23 protein-coding genes are annotated in these 16235 nt (G+C 40.9%); 20 read left to right on the top strand and 3 right to left on the bottom strand.

The annotated features are described in order from the left end of the window. Positions 1-55: 55 nt before the first annotated feature. On the bottom strand, positions 56-337 hold the full coding sequence (locus tag ACFVAD_RS18175; protein ID WP_386643279.1) for a DNA-binding protein: 282 nt from the start codon (positions 335-337) through the stop codon (positions 56-58). 259 nt (positions 338-596) lie between these two features. On the opposite strand from ACFVAD_RS18175, the gene ACFVAD_RS18180 reads away from it, so the two are divergent. The 19 genes from ACFVAD_RS18180 (at position 597) to ACFVAD_RS18270 (ending at position 12859) form a co-directional block, all read left to right on the top strand. After that, positions 597-986, top strand: a complete 390-nt coding sequence (locus ACFVAD_RS18180; RefSeq protein ID WP_386643282.1) for a hypothetical protein — start codon at positions 597-599, stop codon at positions 984-986. A gap of 94 nt (positions 987-1080) precedes the next feature. After that, positions 1081-1761 (top strand): HAD family hydrolase, encoded by a 681-nt coding sequence (locus tag ACFVAD_RS18185; RefSeq protein WP_386643284.1) that lies wholly within the window; start codon positions 1081-1083, stop codon positions 1759-1761. Positions 1762-1919: 158 nt separating this feature from the next. After that, positions 1920-2330, top strand: a complete 411-nt coding sequence (spxA, locus tag ACFVAD_RS18190) for a transcriptional regulator SpxA (RefSeq protein WP_386643287.1) — start codon at positions 1920-1922, stop codon at positions 2328-2330. 106 nt (positions 2331-2436) lie between these two features. Then, on the top strand, positions 2437-2859 hold the full coding sequence (locus ACFVAD_RS18195) for an RrF2 family transcriptional regulator (protein WP_386643290.1): 423 nt from the start codon (positions 2437-2439) through the stop codon (positions 2857-2859). A gap of 78 nt (positions 2860-2937) precedes the next feature. Next, entirely contained in the window at positions 2938-3270 is a 333-nt protein-coding gene (locus ACFVAD_RS18200) for an IDEAL domain-containing protein (protein ID WP_386643294.1), read from the top strand. A gap of 116 nt (positions 3271-3386) precedes the next feature. Next, positions 3387-3899, top strand: a complete 513-nt coding sequence (locus tag ACFVAD_RS18205) for a DinB family protein (RefSeq protein ID WP_386643297.1) — start codon at positions 3387-3389, stop codon at positions 3897-3899. Between the two features lie 372 nt (positions 3900-4271). Then, positions 4272-4406, top strand: coding sequence for a hypothetical protein (locus ACFVAD_RS18210; protein WP_386643299.1), 135 nt, complete (start codon positions 4272-4274; stop codon positions 4404-4406). After that, positions 4403-4855 (top strand): GNAT family N-acetyltransferase, encoded by a 453-nt coding sequence (locus ACFVAD_RS18215; protein ID WP_386643302.1) that lies wholly within the window; start codon positions 4403-4405, stop codon positions 4853-4855. Before ACFVAD_RS18210 ends, ACFVAD_RS18215 begins: the two co-directional genes overlap by 4 nt. 35 nt (positions 4856-4890) lie before the next feature. Next, complete coding sequence (locus ACFVAD_RS18220) at positions 4891-5067, top strand: hypothetical protein (protein ID WP_386643305.1); 177 nt, start codon at positions 4891-4893, stop codon at positions 5065-5067. Positions 5068-5370: 303 nt separating this feature from the next. Continuing rightward, entirely contained in the window at positions 5371-6126 is a 756-nt protein-coding gene (locus tag ACFVAD_RS18225; protein WP_386643308.1) for an alpha/beta fold hydrolase, read from the top strand. A gap of 78 nt (positions 6127-6204) precedes the next feature. After that, on the top strand, positions 6205-6750 hold the full coding sequence (locus tag ACFVAD_RS18230) for a GNAT family N-acetyltransferase (protein WP_386643310.1): 546 nt from the start codon (positions 6205-6207) through the stop codon (positions 6748-6750). Between the two features lie 16 nt (positions 6751-6766). Further along, positions 6767-7471, top strand: coding sequence for an MBL fold metallo-hydrolase (locus ACFVAD_RS18235; RefSeq protein ID WP_386643312.1), 705 nt, complete (start codon positions 6767-6769; stop codon positions 7469-7471). A gap of 405 nt (positions 7472-7876) precedes the next feature. Further along, complete coding sequence (locus ACFVAD_RS18240; RefSeq protein WP_386643315.1) at positions 7877-8581, top strand: class I SAM-dependent methyltransferase; 705 nt, start codon at positions 7877-7879, stop codon at positions 8579-8581. A gap of 16 nt (positions 8582-8597) precedes the next feature. Then, positions 8598-9011 carry an ester cyclase gene (locus ACFVAD_RS18245; protein ID WP_386643317.1) on the top strand — a complete coding sequence of 138 codons (414 nt, stop codon included), beginning with the start codon at positions 8598-8600 and terminating at the stop codon, positions 9009-9011. A 20-nt stretch (positions 9012-9031) separates the two neighbouring features. Further along, a complete protein-coding gene (locus tag ACFVAD_RS18250) occupies positions 9032-9805 on the top strand; it encodes a Cof-type HAD-IIB family hydrolase (RefSeq protein ID WP_386643320.1) in 774 nt (257 codons plus the stop codon). A gap of 22 nt (positions 9806-9827) precedes the next feature. Further along, entirely contained in the window at positions 9828-10133 is a 306-nt protein-coding gene (locus ACFVAD_RS18255; protein ID WP_386643323.1) for an NUDIX hydrolase, read from the top strand. Positions 10134-10596: 463 nt separating this feature from the next. Then, a complete protein-coding gene (locus ACFVAD_RS18260) occupies positions 10597-11292 on the top strand; it encodes a hypothetical protein (protein WP_386643325.1) in 696 nt (231 codons plus the stop codon). 360 nt (positions 11293-11652) lie between these two features. Next, the gene (locus tag ACFVAD_RS18265; RefSeq protein WP_386643328.1) at positions 11653-12207 is read left to right on the top strand and encodes a sigma-70 family RNA polymerase sigma factor; all 555 of its coding nucleotides are present in this window, start codon (positions 11653-11655) and stop codon (positions 12205-12207) included. Then, complete coding sequence (locus ACFVAD_RS18270) at positions 12197-12859, top strand: hypothetical protein (RefSeq protein ID WP_386643330.1); 663 nt, start codon at positions 12197-12199, stop codon at positions 12857-12859. The genes ACFVAD_RS18265 and ACFVAD_RS18270 overlap by 11 nt, the downstream gene beginning before the upstream one ends. Before the next feature lie 910 nt (positions 12860-13769). On the opposite strand, the gene ACFVAD_RS18275 is transcribed toward ACFVAD_RS18270, so the two are convergent. Both ACFVAD_RS18275 and ACFVAD_RS18280 read right to left on the bottom strand, forming a co-directional pair. After that, positions 13770-14516 (bottom strand): anti-sigma factor, encoded by a 747-nt coding sequence (locus tag ACFVAD_RS18275; protein ID WP_386643333.1) that lies wholly within the window; start codon positions 14514-14516, stop codon positions 13770-13772. Beyond that, on the bottom strand, positions 14513-15076 hold the full coding sequence (locus ACFVAD_RS18280) for an RNA polymerase sigma factor (protein WP_386643336.1): 564 nt from the start codon (positions 15074-15076) through the stop codon (positions 14513-14515). The genes ACFVAD_RS18275 and ACFVAD_RS18280 overlap by 4 nt, the downstream gene beginning before the upstream one ends. 200 nt (positions 15077-15276) lie before the next feature. Between ACFVAD_RS18280 and glcT the strand changes: the two genes are divergently transcribed. Beyond that, positions 15277-16107 carry a glucose PTS transporter transcription antiterminator GlcT gene (glcT, locus tag ACFVAD_RS18285; protein ID WP_386643339.1) on the top strand — a complete coding sequence of 277 codons (831 nt, stop codon included), beginning with the start codon at positions 15277-15279 and terminating at the stop codon, positions 16105-16107. The last annotated feature ends 128 nt before the right edge of the window (positions 16108-16235 follow it).

Below are 16235 nucleotides of genomic sequence, written 5' to 3' on the forward strand. Positions count from 1 at the left end.
AAGGCCACACGATAGACAACCTCTCTTTTATATGATTGCTTGTCCACTTACACAATCAACTCTTGTAGATTTCATTTGAAGCCAGCCACTCCATAAACTGTTGGTACGGAAAATAGGTTGTTCCGTTCAGTTCGATTTTAGGAGCATGCGGATGCTTTGACAGCAGGTCTTCCACTTCATTCTTTGTAAGATTTAAGTACAGGTGCAAGTCGCTCTTTTTAATCAAAGTCGGGTAGCTAGGTGCATTTTTTTGATTTCTGAAGTTTTTCAAACCATCTCCAATAAAATAGCCTAATGCAGCTAGACCAATCCCTATCCAGAAAAAACTGATGTCCATTGATTTATCCCTCCCGTTTCATTCCTATTAAATACGAGCCAGTGTGAAAAACGTTTCAAAAAGATAAAACCACTTTCTTTCTGTTGCCAATTATTATTGGAGGTATCAAGCAGACATCTTTCTGATTAGGAAATTTCTCGATATCTTTAATATGTTGGAGATAACAGGAAAAGATAATAATGAAAAGAGGATTGTAACATTAAATGCCATCAATACGTTAAAAGATTTAGCGGTGAAATATAAGTAGAGGGGCAGTAGTATGAATAAATTCCTTTCAATAGTAGTAATCGGTTTACTTATCTTTTCAATGGGGTGTGCCATCGACGAGCAGGGGAATGAGGAGGAAGGACTTGGCGTAGATAATGTCATTCATACCTCTGTTGATTGGGCCGATGTGGTGGTTTGGAATAACGTGAAATATCAGTTGGATGAAGAAAAGACAGCTGATATTACAGAAGATGATCTGGATGAGGAACTGGGGACAATCACTTTTACCGTAGTTGGAAGTGAGGAAAGCAATAATCCCGAATATCAGTTGAAAAATGGAGAAGCTACGATAGCAAGAAAAGGGTCGGCTGTTTATTCCATAAAGGATTTGGACGTGGAAGACTATATCTTTGTGCAGGATCGGGTTTATAGCGCGCATTGACATTTCACGCCATTCACTTTACGCTGAGGTTAATAATTGATCCTTGCGTTGATCTAGAAGGGTTAACGCTTTTTTAATCGGAGAGTGCATGCAAATGGGAATAAAAGCTGCTTTGTTCGACTTGGATGGAACGCTTCTGAATAGAGATGCATCTGTAAAACTGTTCATTGATAGACAATATGACCGCTTATATGAATGGGTATATCATATACCGAAAGAAAAGTATATGGATAGATTCATAGAATTGGATAGCCTCGGGTATGTGTGGAAGGATAAGGTGTATCAGCAGTTGGTGAAGGAATTTAGCATTAAGATGGCGTGGGAAGATCTGCTGGAGGATTACATCCAAGAGTTTAGAAATCATTGCGTTCCTTTTCCCCATCTTATTAGTATGTTGGAGGAATTGAAAAGCCAAAAGCTTCTTATTGGTATCATTACAAATGGTTATGGACAGTTTCAAATGAATAACGTGAAGGCGTTGGGGATCGATAAGTTTACGGACCTTATTTTAGTATCCGAATGGGAAGGAATAAAGAAGCCAGATCCGCAAATATTCGAACGAGCACTAAAAAAACTTCAAGTTTCATTCGAAGAAAGTGTATTTATCGGAGATCATCCTGATAACGATGTGAAAGCTGCTCAACAGGTTGGATTGAAAGGGATTTGGAAAAGGGATGATCACTGGAAAGATGTTGAAGCGGAATATATTGTGGACAATCTGGCGGAGGTACCATTCATAATTAAAGAATTAAATAATGCAAAAAATTACATTTGACTTTATTTACTGTAACTATTAAAATTACAGTATGAAGAGGTTATCGTGTAAATAAACAATCATGGTAACCAATATTTTTTAAGTGAACTGTAATTATTTTTATTTCATTTTAATGACGAGCACCGTTTCATAAAAATATTTAAGGAGCGTGTAAATATATGGTCAATTTATATACTACACCAAGCTGTACTTCTTGCCGAAAAGCAAAAGCATGGTTGGAAGAACATCATATCGACTATGTGGAAAGAAACATATTATCCGATCCGCTTACGATTGATGAGATTAAATCTATTCTTCGAATGACAGAAGACGGGACGGACGAAATAATTTCCACTAAATCAAAAACGTTTCAGAATTTGAATGTGAATATTGAATCTCTTCCACTTAAAGAATTATATGAGTTAATTAAGAGAAATCCGCAAATGCTGCGCAGACCGATCATTCAGGACGAAAAAAGATTGCAGGTAGGATACAACGAGGAAGAAATTCGCAGTTTTCTGCCCCGTAAGCTTCGTACATTTGTAAGCATTAGTCCGGATGGATTACTGAAAAACGTGGTGAATAATTAGATTATTCCTGCATATACAGGGCTTCGCCTATTTTTCTTGACACGTTTTTTTGTAGCATATAATCTTAGAAAATCCAATAAAGTTTTCATTCCTTAGGAGGCAGGTCATGAACAGTGATTTTACCCTTGCCATTCACAGTTTAACTCTTCTGGCGCTGCAGCCGGACCGCATGTCCACAAGTGACGCAATCGCTGAAAGTGCAGGAGTCCACCCAGTCCGCATTCGTAAAGTATTAAGCTTGTTAAAAAGACATGGAATTATTAAATCAAAAGAAGGAACTGGTGGAGGATTTATCTTTGCATTAGAATTAAGTGAAGTTAATCTCTATGACATATATAACATTACTTCTGAAGGTGCGCTTCAGCCGAAATGCCCTGATTCAAATGAACAGTGCATTGTAGGTGCGAATATGCATAAAGTCTTGTTTTCCATATTCATGGGTGCTGAAAAATACCTTGGGGAATATTTAAAGGACTATACGATTAAAGAAATAGTCAATCTTGTCAATGAAGAACAAAGCGGCTGTTAGAGAAGTGTGCTTTTTCTTGATTGAAATGTAATGAAAAAAGTTACAGAACAACTATACTAGTTCAAGAAGGTGAATAGAATGTTATCCAATAATACTTCGATATTAAATACAGGTGATTGGATTAAAGGAGAATCACGTGATGGGGAATTGGTGATCGGATATATAGAATCAATAATCCTGGACGGTGCAGTGAGAGTAACCGTTGTTACCAGCGACAATAAAGAAACAGTTGGAAAAACCATTCACATGTTAAGTAAACGGGTTAAGAAGCTGCCTGATTCCATAGTGACGAACAGAGAACAAATCCTCTTTCAAATAGACCTGGCGCTGGCTACAGGGGATGAAGAATGGTTCCATGAGCTCTCTTCGAAGTTGAATTCCATGCGTCAGTTGGCTGAGGGAGTCCATTAAACAAAATAGAGGAAATAGGAGGGAGCGTTAATCCAAAAAGGGTTAATGCTTTTTTTGTTGAATTCTTATATAAGGTGTGAAGGAAAGTTTCTTCCAAGAGTTAAGGAGGGAATCAAATGAATGATTTAAAGCTTATTGAAGCTTACAGAAGCGAGCTGCAGAACTATTCCTTGGAGCAACTGAGGCATTTATCGTCAGAAGGAGTTTGGTCGATCGGCCAAATGTACGACCATGTAATTCTCGTTGCCCATGAGTACCTGGATAATATGGAGGCTTGTGCAGCATCTTTGGAAGAACAAAAGCTCGGGAAAACGGAGTTTGGAAAGCGTCTTTTTGAAAATGGAGGATTTCCTTCAATCAAAATCAAACTGCCAGACGAATTAAATGCACCACCGAACAATTCAGATACAATGGAAGAACTAATGAGTAGGCTGGACGAGGTTATGCAAAGGATGAGACAGTGGGAAATTAAAGTAGATGACGTTAACCCGTACTATAAAGTTCAACATGATGGATTCGGCTGGCTCAATGCTCGGGAATGGTACGATCTCGTGGGTATGCATTTTCGTCATCACTTGCGGCAGAAGGAAGAATTGGTGGAGAAGCTGAGGTTAAGTGAAGTAAAATGACGGTGAAAAACGAATCAAATTATACAGGGAGCAAAGTATAGAGGTGTTCATGGTGTTAAACTCGTCAAAAATGGCGGGTTTTTTGTCATGGGCAGGAGCAGAAATACATATATCAACGAAAATTCAGATTTTTCCACGATTCCGAAGGCGATATCAACGAAAATTTCCATATATCAACGAGAATTTTTGTTTATCTATCAATGAAAACAAGGTCGATATCGATAAAACGCAACTTTCGACAAAATCCATCACCCCTACCACCTCGAGCAGCCAAAAAAATTGAATTCCGCAAAGGAAATATATGTTAGAATTGCACTATAAACCCTTTACATCCAGCGACGAAGTTTAATGGTAGGAAGAAGGAGAAACAGAATGTATTCATTGTACAAAAAAACAATTGCCTTCCTGATCTGCTTTCTGGTTCTCGCCATCCCCCAAGCAAATGCAGCCTTATATGAAGATATCAGAACAGTGGTTTCAGCGAGCCTGGTTAGGAGAATAACATGAACATAAGAAAACTTAAACAAGGCGAACAACCTCCCATGGAATTACTGCTTTTGGCCGATCCTTCAGAAGCGATTGTGAAAGAATACATAACAAGAGGTGAATGTATTGTAGCGGAATTGGAAGAACGTATTATTGGTGTTTATGTCCTCCTACCAACCCGACCTGAAACGATCGAGCTGGTAAATGTAGCAGTTTCCGTGGAGCATCATGGCAAAGGGATAGGAAGGCAACTGGTGATGGATGCGGTTGAATCAGCCAGGTCCAAAGGTTACAAAACCATCGAAATCGGCACAGGGAATTCAAGTATCGGACAGTTGGCCCTCTATCAGAAATGTGGATTCCGGATTGTCGGTGTGGATCAGGACTTCTTCATCAAACACTATCCCGAAGCTATCTATGAAAATGGGATACAGTGCAGGGACATGGTTCGGCTGGCACAGGATTTATAAGGGGAAAATTCTATTCAAAAAAGGAGAAATGAAAAATGCGTTTATCACTTTTGGGAATTTCTATTATTCTATTTGGTATGGCACTGATTTTGACATCAAGTGGCTCAGCAACCACATTCGGACTCGGTATTTCATTCTTTGGGTTAGTTGTTTCATTTGTTGGATGCTTTGGCAGTGAGTTTAACAAAGTTAAATCAGTGTCAAACAAATAGTGACCTATAGTCAGGGGTGACCGCAAATGAAGCTTTGCCTGCATTGTGAATCAGATCTGATAGAAAAAAAGAATTTCTTGGCTTTAAAATACCGATTGCCATTATATTGGCTATCGTCCCTTATGGATTCCTGATATGTTGGCTGCCCTTTATCATCCCGGGAAACTATGCCTGCAAAAGCTGCGGCAGAGAGAATCGCAAGGTTAAAGAGATAGATTGGCGGGAGTATGAAAGGTTGCGGAAAGCGAGCGAGGAAAGTGGTTGAAAGCTACGGTATGTTTTTACACGAACAGGAGGAATTAGATGAAACCTATAGAAAATTCGACGCTACCAGCCTGCAAAGAAAACTTTGTACAGGTTGGAGAAACCAGTTTATACACAAAACTATATGGAAAAAGAAATAACAACCCGGCAGTCATCATGGATGCCGGATATGGAGACTATTCGAAAGCATGGGAACCAATCATACCTGACATCTCCAAGGCTACACAGGTTCTCGTATATGATAGAGCTGGACTGGGCAAAAGCTCAAAAAGCACCAACCCCAGAACAAGTATTCATATGGTGGGAGAGTTGAAGGAACTATTAACTAAACTGGACATTGAGCCTCCATATATCCTGGTCGGTCATTCCTTCGGCGGCGTGAACGTCCGTATTTTTGCCGAGCATTTTCCTAAAGATGTTGCTGGAATGGTCCTTGTTGATACTACCCCGGAGGATTACAGGGAGCGGTTTCTGCCAACCATGTCCGAAGAGTTCAAGGCAGCATATGACCAACAATTCATCCATGAAGGAAACTATGATGAATTTATGGAAAGCTTGAATCAGCTTAAAGGATGCAATAGGAAATTAGAGGTTCCAGTCATGGTATTGGCTGCCGGGAAGAAAGCACATTATTCGAAGGAATCACAGGAATTATGGAATGCCATGCAAAGGGAACTAGTGGACATTACTACTAATGGTGAGCTTGTGATGGCGGAAAATAGTGCCCATTACATACAGAACGATGCACCTGATGTGGTGATTAGTGCTATTAAGAGATTGTTAGACGGTTTGTAAGACTAACATACCGATGCTAATGGCTACATCATTAGTAATCTTAATAAATTGATTACAGATTCAAGAAAGGGGTGCACGATGACATTTCCAATTCTAGAGACAGAAAGATTAATCTTAAGGCAAGTGACACAAGACGACGCCGGAAGTCTATTAACATACCTATCGGATCCTGATGTGATGAAGCACGTCGGACTGGATGCATTCGAGACCATAGATGATTCTTTAGAGGAGATTTCCTGGTACGACTCCATTTATAAAGAAAAAACCGGGATCAGGTGGGGGATTACGCTGAAAGATAAAGGGGAGGTCATCGGAAGTTGCGGTTTTCTAAAAATGGCTGCACAACATTTCCGTGCTGAAGTCGGAACCGAACTAAGCAAAGATTACTGGGGACAAGGCATTGCGAGCGAAGCGTTGGAAGCAGTAATACGATACGGTTTCATGGAGCTGAACCTGCAAAGAATAGAAGGCCTAATCGTACCTGCTAACCTCCAATCCCAAAAGCTGTTCGAAAAGAATGGTTTTATGCGTGAGGGACTGCTAAGGAAGTACGAATATACTTGTGGGAAATTCGACGATCTGTACATGTACTCTTTGTTGAAAGAGGAGCATCTTGGAGTGTAAATGGGGAGGGGATCTTTTGAAATACTTTCTAGAAAAGATAACAGACCATGTGTACGGATTTCTTTTATGGGATGAATCGTGGAATTCCTATAATAACTGCTATTTTCTAATGGGAGAGAATGGTTGCACACTTGTTGATTCAGGTAAAGAGGAGCACTTCGATTATCTTGAAACTGCCATGAAAGAACTCAATCTGGATAAAGGGGGAATTTTCGCATTCATTGCTACGCACGGTCACAAAGACCATATCGGCGGACTTTCCTTTTTAGAAAAGGTGGAGAGCTATATTCATAGTGAAGATCTCAGCCTAATGCCTGATAAGCAGAAAGCCAACCTTACAGGAACGCTCCCTGATAATGGTGCGGCTATCAGCGGGTTGGAGTGTATCCTCCTTGGTCATCATACTCCAGGCTCTGTCGCCCTTTTTCATCGGGAAAGTGGTGTTCTGTTTTGTGAAGACCATCTTTGTTTCTTTGGTGAGCCATTGCCGGATGAAAAAGTGGTGAGCAACGGTAAAGAAATGAAAGATAAATATGTAAAGTTCATCTCGGAGTGGGCTAATAACGAGGAGATGAGAGTGAAGCATAATTTTGATTTGTTTATGAATGGGTTGCAGATACTTCGGAAGTTTGATGCTAAGTATCTTTGTACGGGTCATGGGGTTGTCGTCAAGGATGATGTGGATTCATTTTTGTCTGAGCTTATACAAGCTGGAAATTAAGGAATAAAATATGGTTTGGATGGGGAAGGGAAAATTATATTTTGTACAGGACTGATTTTTGGGGTTATTGGTTTTGTAAAAGAGAACTAATTTCTGTACAAAAGTGACTGATTACAAGAATGTATCAAATATTACACCGTTGATTTTTTTGCCAAAACCTTTACTTCTGCCTAGGCACGTTAACTACTTTTTATTCAACCAAAAGTGATATTCATATGATATGTATCGATCCACATTAAACCGTAATGGGGAAGTCAGCAAAGCGCTTAGAACGCTGATTTAAAGGTACACACTGCACTAAAATCTCCTCATAATAATCTAACTTTAAACCCCCTGTAACAATAGAAGGACAACATATTGGTACAATATTACATATCAAGTTATTTTATGAAAAGGGGTTATTTTATGGGGAAAGCAATATTGAACAATGAGGATCTGTATAGCATGCTGGATGAGTTTTTTAGGGATTCCAGGGCCTTTTGGGAGGGCTTTTACGAGGATAGAAGCATGGACATCCCTTTCTTTAAAATTCAGTGGCCAGATGAGAATCTAGTATCCTATTATGAGAATGGTCTTCTGCCGGAGCGGGTGCTGGAGTTGGGCTGTGGTCCTGGAAGAAATGCCATATACATGACTAAGATGGGCAGCATGGTGGATGCATTGGATATTTCAAAGAATGCCATAGGATGGGCAAAAGAACGGGCAGAGGCGGAAGGAGTGTCCATCAACTTCCATTGTTCATCCGTTTTTGATTTTGAATTTGAACCGCATTCCTTTGATTTCATCTACGATTGCGGACTCCTCCACCATTTGCCACCTCACCGACGTATCGCTTACCTCGAAATCGTAAAGAAAGCATTAAATAAAGACGGGCACTTTGGCATTGTTTGCTTCAATACGAAAGGAGCACCAGAGACCCCGGATTGGGAAGTGTATGCTGAAAAGAGCATGAAGGGTGGAATCGGGTATTCGGAGGAAAGGTTGAAAGAGGTATTCGCAAACGATTTCCAAGTAATTGAATTCAGGGAAATGAAGAAAATGGACCAGGAGAGCGGAAGGTTCGGCGAGGACTTTCTTTGGGCTAGTTTGATGCGGGTGAAAAGGGATTGATGATGGAGGAGCTATTATGACTGAGAATCAAAATGTAGGTTTGATTAAAAGATTCTATCATGATATGTGGAATCTTTTTGATAAAAGCATCTTTCAGGAACTGCTGACAGAGGAGTTTCGCTTCCGGGGCTCATTAGGGAAATATACAACAGGCTATGATGGCTTTGGGGAGTACGTCGATTTCATTCAGGAAGCTTTTCCGGATTTCCATAACCATATAGAGGAGATTATCAGTGAAGGGGAGAAGTCGTTTGCACGACTGACCTATAAAGGTACGCATCGAGGTGAGTTGTTTGGTATTAAGCCGACTAATAAACCTATAGAGTACGCAGGTGCTGCAGTCTTTCATTTCAAAAATGAAAGAATTTCTGAAGTGTGGGTTTTAGGGGATATTTCTGGTTTGGTACAGCAATTGAAGGAAGATAACTGATAGATTCAAAGGGGCTCATTATGGATTATAAAATAGTATTTTTCGATGTGGACGGAACGATCACACATCATGAAAATGGCACTATTTCAGAAAAAACGAAAGAGGCAATCCAGGCGCTAAAGGATAAGGGACTGAAGGTGGTCGCGGCAACCGGAAGGCCATTATCCATGTGCAAGGAAATCAGGGAACTTGGGATAGATACTTTCATTACAGCGAATGGGGCGTATGTGAAGCATCAGGATCTTGTTTTACATAAAGTGCCGATGTCTCAGCATCACCTGAAAGAAGTGTTTGATTTTGCATATACAGAGAATCATGCACTGTCCTTTTACACGGAGGATTTCTGCATGAACGGCGTGGAAGATGCGACGGTATTAGGAGCACTGAAGGAAACCTTGTCATTGAAGGAGTACCCTGCAATAAATGAACGGATTTATGAGGAAGAGGTATATCTGATGTGCCTGTTCGCATCTGATGAAATGGTGGAGAGTTACCGTCATCGGTTACCTCAACTTATATTTAAAAGATGGCATCCCTATGTTTTGAACGTTTTACAGGAGGAGGTATCGAAATCGTTGGCCATCCTGAAGGTATTAGAGCATTTCGGCATTGATCAGTCGGAAGCCGTTGCATTTGGCGATGGGGAGAATGATATCGACATGCTGGAGTTGGTCGGCCTTGGGATTGCCATGGGGAACGGGAGCGAAAACTTGAAAAACGTGGCAGATTTCGTGACGAAGAAATCGAGTGAAGACGGAATTGAGTATGCACTGAAAAAGTATGGGATTATCTGATTAATTATGAAAGGAGAAGATAATGAACAAGGCTAGAACAGAGGGCTGTTTTACTATAGTGGAAAATGCGGCTGGAGAAATTCTGCTTGTAAAAAGAAAAGATTATCCGATATGGGATTTGCCAGGAGGCAGAGTGGACGAGCAGGAGAGGCTGCAGGACTGTGCTGTGAGAGAGGTTGCAGAGGAGACCGGTTATTCCATTGCCATTGAAAAGAAAATAGGCGAGTACTTTCATGAGGAAAAGAAGGATATGCAGCATATTTTTTACGGATACCCCACAGGAGGAAGTCCACTTAAGGATGGGCCTGAAACGGCAGCGGTGGCTTGATTCGATCCAGGTCGATTGCCATTGTTGATGGTGCCGAAAAGGAGAGGGCAGATTAGAAGATTTTGTGGAGATAGAGACAGGTTTGTAACTGGAGTGTTGAAAACATCGTTGTGGGTGAAGTGGTTTGGGAAGTGAACATAATGTTTTTTTGAAGCCTACATATGTTGTAAGTATTTCGGTTAAGAGGCGGGAAAATAAAAAAAACAAGTGATTTAGTAAGCGAATTAGCATAATAATTCGCTTGCTTTTTTTGTGTAATAAGGATTACTAAGTTTTGATATCAAACATAGCAACAGATTTAGCATAGATTTTAACAAAAGGACTATAGCTATTGGTCACGCTACGAAATATGTGTCAGAAGCATTTTCAAAAACGGTGAATATGTATTTTTGAAACTAAATGAGCAAAAACATCGTCTATACAGTAAAGTTTTATAGTTCATGTTTGAATGGGAGGGAATCCAATGAACCGTGCTTATCTGTTAGTGGTGCTCTTATTTATTCTAAGTTCATGTGGAAAGGTTACTACTAATAATGAATACGAAAAAAATACAGATGTCGCCCCAGGGGATAATACAGTAAATAGTGCTGTAATTACAGAAATTACCCCAAGCAAAGAAAGGGGAATATTACATAATCATCCAAAATATTTGGTTAAAAATGAAGGGCAACTATCTATTCAGGATTCTAAAACAGCTTATGAAATGTGTGTGAAGGCGTTGACTGATTATAACAAAGCAATCAGGAACGGCACGGATATTGAATTGGATGCATTTATAGATAATGAAAACCTTAAGCAGTATATACAAAAGAAAATTCAATCCCAATATCGAATTAGTAATAAGGTGGAAAAAATAGATGTTGGCGCTTGGGAAGTGGAGTATAAGGAAGATGTAGATGGAGGCTTTATCTATTTAAAGTTACCTGCGGAAATCCATAATACTATGGGCAGTTGGGGTGAAGTTACTGAATTCCTTGTACGTAATATAAACGACAGGTTAGTTATTGTAGATTGGTATGATGGTTCGAAAGATAGTTATGATTTCTTGGTGCGTGGAGAAAATCTAACGATTGACAACCCTAATATCTGGAATGAAAGTGAATGGGTAAAGAATATAAATAGTAAACAGGTTGAATTTTCGGGCACGACTCGACATTAGTTATTTACAGCTAACTTGGCTATCATAGTTTGTTAATTGTAGTCTAGTATGAGAATAGCTATAAAACTAAATTCTCTTGTTGAACTAAAACCTCTTGAATTGAAGAACAGGTCATTAAAAACTAGAAAACGCAGAGGGCTGCTAACACCTTTGCGTTTTTCTGTGTGAATTTGTTGTCAAAAAAAACATGCTGTTTTCTATATATTATCCATGTGAATTCAGTTTTTCTACTTCACAACCGAACTACTTACATATGTTGCAGGCTTCTTTTTTTTATTTCCCCAAAATATTTCTGGATAAAATGAAACCTAAGCGCCACTTAATCGTCTTAGCATCAGAAAAAAAGGGGGTGAGAACATTTTGAGCAATCTCGATCGAAAAGAAGCTGTATTTATAAACAATAGGAATGCTTGGTTTGAGGAAATCATGGATGAATTCGGGGAAAAACTTACAAAGTTAGCTTACACCTATTTGAAAGACTGGAAGATAGCTGAGGATGTGGTTCAGGATGTGTTTATCATTTGCTATAAGCAATATGAAGACTTGGAAGCTATCACCTCATTCAAGTCATGGATCTATCGGATTACGATAAATAAATCAAAGGATGTTCTAAAAAGTTCAAGTATTAGAAGAGTGATAATGAATCCGAACCTGTTTCAATTTTTCCGGACAAAGGACCCCTCACCCGAAATGGTTATGATCAAGCGCAGCGAGGAGGAGCTGCTTTCTGTGTGTGTTCTTGCTCTTCCACTTAAATACCGGGAAGTGATTTCCCTTTATTATTATGAGGAATTACAGATTGAAGAAATTAGCAAAATACTAAAAATGAACAGGAATACGATTAAAACTAGATTGAATAGAGCGAGGAGCAAGTTGAAAACCATGATGGAAAGGTGCGATATGGATGGAGATTAATCTGAGGAATTTGCGAAAAGCGATGGATGCTACGACTCATAGCGGGAAGCATTTTTCAGAAGAGCAGAAAAATAACATCAGAGCTGCGATTAATTCAGGGGGGCATTATAATTTTAACAAACCACGAAGGTTTCACGTATTAGCAATGACTAGTGTAGTAATTGCTGTCCTGGTTTTATTTGTTTCTAGTCATTTTGATTTAATGGGACCCATTAGCAGGGGGGCAAATCAGGGAGAACATATGGTGAATATGCCAGAAGACATTCCCGGATTTGTTCAGGAAAGTGACATCGGAATTATTGATTGGAATAGAATAGCAGAACCATTTGGCAGGAATTTGGTGGGCAATGAAAATAAATCAGGTGTTATTGGAATGGATATGCCGAGTCTGGAACCTCAAAAATGGATGTGGCATCTGTGGGGGACTGATGCGGAGGAATTGACGGTAGTCGGGTTTCATCGGGAAACACAAACCGTCCATCCACTATTACTAAATGGAACTGGCTGGACTACAGAATTGGGAGGGGAAAATAATGGAGCGGATCAGCATATACCTTCCTCTGTAAAAATCCCGGAACGTGGGGAATGGGCAATCCTGCTTTACGCAGACGGGGAATTGTTTGATATATTGGTTTATGAATTTTGGGAGTAGTCATAATTAGTGGAGGAGGGTATTTTTTGATAGGTCTCAACCAGCGTTTTAAAACCGTCATATCGAAAAAATCGGTTTATGTGGTCTCAACCAGAGGTTTTGGGACCATCATTTCCGAATAATTCTGTTTATGTGGTCTCAACCAGAGGTTTTGGGACCATCATTTCCGAATAAATCGGTTTATGTGGTCTCAACCAGAGGTTTTGGGACCATCATTTCCGAATAAATCGGTTTATGTGGTCTCAACCATGCGTTTTGGGACCATCATTTCCGAATAATTCTGTTTATGTGGTCTCAACCATGCGTTTTGGGACCATCAATTCCCAATAATTCTGTTTATGTGGTCTCAACCATGCGTTTTGGGACCATCATTTCCGAATAATTCTGTTTATGTGGTCTCAACCAGGCGTTTTGGGACCATCAATTCCCAATAATTCTGTTTATGTGGTCTCAACCAGAGGTTTTGGGACCATCATTTCCGAATAAATCGGTTTATGTGGTCTCAATCAGGCGTTTTGGGACCATCATTTCCGAATAAATCGGTTTATGTGGTCTCAACCAGGCGTTTTGGGACCATCATTTCCGAAAAATTCGGTTTATGTGGTCTCAACCAGGCGTTTTGGGACCATCATTTCCGAATAAATCGGTTTATGTGGTCTCAACCAGAGGTTTTGGGACCATCATTTCACAATAATTCTGTTTATGTGGTCCCAACCAGGCGTTTTGGGACCATCATTTCCGAATAAATCGGTTTATGTGGTCTCAATTAGGCGTTATGAGACCATCATCTTGAAAAAATTCGGTTCACGTGGTCACAACCCCAGGAATACCTCATTGCCTAACAGCTCAATTCGAGCCCACCGGAACCAAACAAATAAAAGCAGAGCCCAACACGGCTCTGCTTTTCCCTTTACAACCCCGCCGAAAGCAATATGCTTCCTTCCGGCAACTGATTGCCCTTTTCAGGCTCCAGGGTGATCGCAATCGTATCCCAATCCTGATTTTCAGCAGGATCTACTTTATAGAAGACGTAGCCTTTGCCGTTCTCATCCACCGTGAAATCACCGGCAGGTATCGGCGCGCCGTCCTTTAAAAGCCATACCTGGTACACTTCCGTTCCTGTAAGCTCTGGCAGTTCCTGTGTCTGGATCATGACGGATAGGGCCTGTTCCTGTTTGAAAAGGGCGGCAAATCCGCTTCCACCAGCTTCGGATGGCTCGAGTGCAACGACACTATCCGGCTGTATGAGCTCCTGTTCATCTGTTGCACTTTCCTTTTCATCCTGCAACAGGAAGTAGCCGTTTCCTAGTAAGGAAAGGATAAGCGACGCTGCCAACAACCCGGTCAGCCACGGTTTCGGCTTATAGCCCGATTTTTTTCTTAGGGGCGTTGGAGCTGCAACAGGCGTCGGTGAATCGACCGGTGCCGGTTCCACCTTATCCTCAGCGAATACATTGGCCAGGATTCTTTCTTTCATTTTTACTGGGGGAGTAACCGGTTCGGAAAGAAAAGCCATGTCTCCAAGCACTTCCTGGAGTTCTTTCAGTTCTTCCTGGCATTCTGGACATGATGCTGCATGCTGTTCGAATTCTTCTCTCTCTTTATCGGTTAAGTGTCCATTAAAATAATCCAAAAGCAAGTCACACTTCTGACTCATATGCTCCCCCTCCTTTCTCCATCTGAAATCAGTGTCTTCTTTAACTTTTTCAATGCCAATCTTAGTCTTCCTTTCACCGTACCGAGCGGGATACCGGTCTTTTCGGCTATTTTCTGCTGGGTGTAACCTTTAAAATACATATAATGCACCATTTTTTTCTGATCGTCCGATAAGGTGGATACCGCTTTTCTGATTTCCTCTCGCTGTTCGTTCCACTCTGTCTGGCCTTCTGTAGAGTCTGTCGATTCCAGGAAAGGCTCGACGTCTTCAATCGGGGTGCTCTGGGTTCGCGTTCTTTTGCGGATGATATCCAATGCCCTGTTCCTTGCCATGGTGAAAAGCCAAGAGGAGAACTTGCCCTTGGTGGAATCATAGATCCCTTTTCCCTGCCATAGCTTGATGAACACATCCTGCATCGCTTCTTCTGCAATTTCCTGGTCACCGGTCACTTTCATCAAAAAGGAATATAGAATACTCTCATACCTATCGTAAAGCTCTTCAAGAGCGGCCTTATCCTTGCCCCTTACCCGCTCATAAAGAAGTGCGTCCTTATTCTGCATAGAATTTCTCCCTCTTTATGTGATTGCTTCCATTATACCCTTTAGAGTCTTTAATAAAGAAGAAAAGACGTCCTATTCTTCTAACGCTCCCAAAGGGATTTTGGATGCATTTTTCATACCAGATATTGTTGACTTGACTCTAAACCCATCCTAGCGTAACTTTATAAATATTGCAGTTTTTTTGCACCGGAGGAATGAAGATGCAAGTTAAAAAAGTGTTGAACAACAACGTCCTCATTGCGACCCACCCGGAGTACGGAGAAGTGATCCTTACCGGTAAGGGAATCGGGTTCGGAAAGAAGGCGGGAGAGGATATAACAGTCGACCGCGCAGAGAAGTTTTTTGTACTCAAAAGTGAGGACGAGCAGAACCAATATAAGCAGCTGCTTGATTACATAGATGAATCATTCATCGGTCTCATGAATGAATGCATGGAGATGGTCGAGGCCAGGTTTCAGGTGAAGCTGAATGAGCATATCCATGTCGGGCTGACGGATCACTTGTATTTTGCTGTGAAAAGAATTCAGCAGGGGCTCGATATCAAGAATCCCTTTTTAAAAGAAACGGAGCTTGCCTACCCGAGGGAATATGCAGCAGCATTGGAGATTGTCGAATGGCTGAAGGTCAAGCTTGACCTTGCGATTCCGGAGGGGGAGATTGGCTTTATCACGCTGCACATCCATAGTGCCCTGACGAACCGGGACCTGTCAGAAATCAACCGCCACACTCAGCTGATCAATGATATGGTGACGGTGATCGAGGATTCCCTGAAAATGAAGATTGACCGGACAGATATAAATTATCTGCGTCTTGTACGCCATTTTCATGAGTCGATCGAACGTGTGCAGACGGACCAGTTCCGTCCCGATCAGCAGGAAATCCTCGCAAAAGTGTTGCGGGAGGAATATCCCGTATGCTACAATCTAGCATGGAAATTGATAAAAATAATGCAACAGAAATTGCAGAAGTCTGTACCGGATGCAGAGGCCGTCTATTTGACTCTCCATTTGCAAAGGCTTTCCAAACAATAGAATAAGACCTAAATACAACGTTTTTTCACGTGTTACTGGTGATGCAGGCATGAGAGGAAGAAAAGCTGTACAGAGAGAGGTAGACCAGACGTCTACTCCGCTTTCGTGTACACTTTCTTGATTCTCAT

The organism is Sutcliffiella sp. NPDC057660 (genome assembly GCF_042800035.1).
Taxonomy (GTDB): Bacteria; Bacillota; Bacilli; order Bacillales; family Bacillaceae_I; genus Sutcliffiella_A.

What these genes read in the sequence shown, in the direction of transcription:
- ACFVAD_RS18175 (WP_386643279.1), bottom strand. Translation starts at nt 337, where the DNA reads ATGGACATCAGTTTTTTCTGGATAGGGATTGGTCTAGCTGCATTAGGC.
- ACFVAD_RS18180 (WP_386643282.1), top strand. Translation starts at nt 597, where the DNA reads ATGAATAAATTCCTTTCAATAGTAGTAATCGGTTTACTTATCTTTTCA.
- ACFVAD_RS18185 (WP_386643284.1), top strand. Translation starts at nt 1,081, where the DNA reads ATGGGAATAAAAGCTGCTTTGTTCGACTTGGATGGAACGCTTCTGAAT.
- spxA (WP_386643287.1), top strand. Translation starts at nt 1,920, where the DNA reads ATGGTCAATTTATATACTACACCAAGCTGTACTTCTTGCCGAAAAGCA.
- ACFVAD_RS18195 (WP_386643290.1), top strand. Translation starts at nt 2,437, where the DNA reads ATGAACAGTGATTTTACCCTTGCCATTCACAGTTTAACTCTTCTGGCG.
- ACFVAD_RS18200 (WP_386643294.1), top strand. Translation starts at nt 2,938, where the DNA reads ATGTTATCCAATAATACTTCGATATTAAATACAGGTGATTGGATTAAA.
- ACFVAD_RS18205 (WP_386643297.1), top strand. Translation starts at nt 3,387, where the DNA reads ATGAATGATTTAAAGCTTATTGAAGCTTACAGAAGCGAGCTGCAGAAC.
- ACFVAD_RS18210 (WP_386643299.1), top strand. Translation starts at nt 4,272, where the DNA reads ATGTATTCATTGTACAAAAAAACAATTGCCTTCCTGATCTGCTTTCTG.
- ACFVAD_RS18215 (WP_386643302.1), top strand. Translation starts at nt 4,403, where the DNA reads ATGAACATAAGAAAACTTAAACAAGGCGAACAACCTCCCATGGAATTA.
- ACFVAD_RS18220 (WP_386643305.1), top strand. Translation starts at nt 4,891, where the DNA reads ATGCGTTTATCACTTTTGGGAATTTCTATTATTCTATTTGGTATGGCA.
- ACFVAD_RS18225 (WP_386643308.1), top strand. Translation starts at nt 5,371, where the DNA reads ATGAAACCTATAGAAAATTCGACGCTACCAGCCTGCAAAGAAAACTTT.
- ACFVAD_RS18230 (WP_386643310.1), top strand. Translation starts at nt 6,205, where the DNA reads ATGACATTTCCAATTCTAGAGACAGAAAGATTAATCTTAAGGCAAGTG.
- ACFVAD_RS18240 (WP_386643315.1), top strand. Translation starts at nt 7,877, where the DNA reads ATGGGGAAAGCAATATTGAACAATGAGGATCTGTATAGCATGCTGGAT.
- ACFVAD_RS18245 (WP_386643317.1), top strand. Translation starts at nt 8,598, where the DNA reads ATGACTGAGAATCAAAATGTAGGTTTGATTAAAAGATTCTATCATGAT.
- ACFVAD_RS18250 (WP_386643320.1), top strand. Translation starts at nt 9,032, where the DNA reads ATGGATTATAAAATAGTATTTTTCGATGTGGACGGAACGATCACACAT.
- ACFVAD_RS18255 (WP_386643323.1), top strand. Translation starts at nt 9,828, where the DNA reads ATGAACAAGGCTAGAACAGAGGGCTGTTTTACTATAGTGGAAAATGCG.
- ACFVAD_RS18260 (WP_386643325.1), top strand. Translation starts at nt 10,597, where the DNA reads ATGAACCGTGCTTATCTGTTAGTGGTGCTCTTATTTATTCTAAGTTCA.
- ACFVAD_RS18270 (WP_386643330.1), top strand. Translation starts at nt 12,197, where the DNA reads ATGGAGATTAATCTGAGGAATTTGCGAAAAGCGATGGATGCTACGACT.
- ACFVAD_RS18275 (WP_386643333.1), bottom strand. Translation starts at nt 14,516, where the DNA reads ATGAGTCAGAAGTGTGACTTGCTTTTGGATTATTTTAATGGACACTTA.
- ACFVAD_RS18280 (WP_386643336.1), bottom strand. Translation starts at nt 15,076, where the DNA reads ATGCAGAATAAGGACGCACTTCTTTATGAGCGGGTAAGGGGCAAGGAT.
- glcT (WP_386643339.1), top strand. Translation starts at nt 15,277, where the DNA reads ATGCAAGTTAAAAAAGTGTTGAACAACAACGTCCTCATTGCGACCCAC.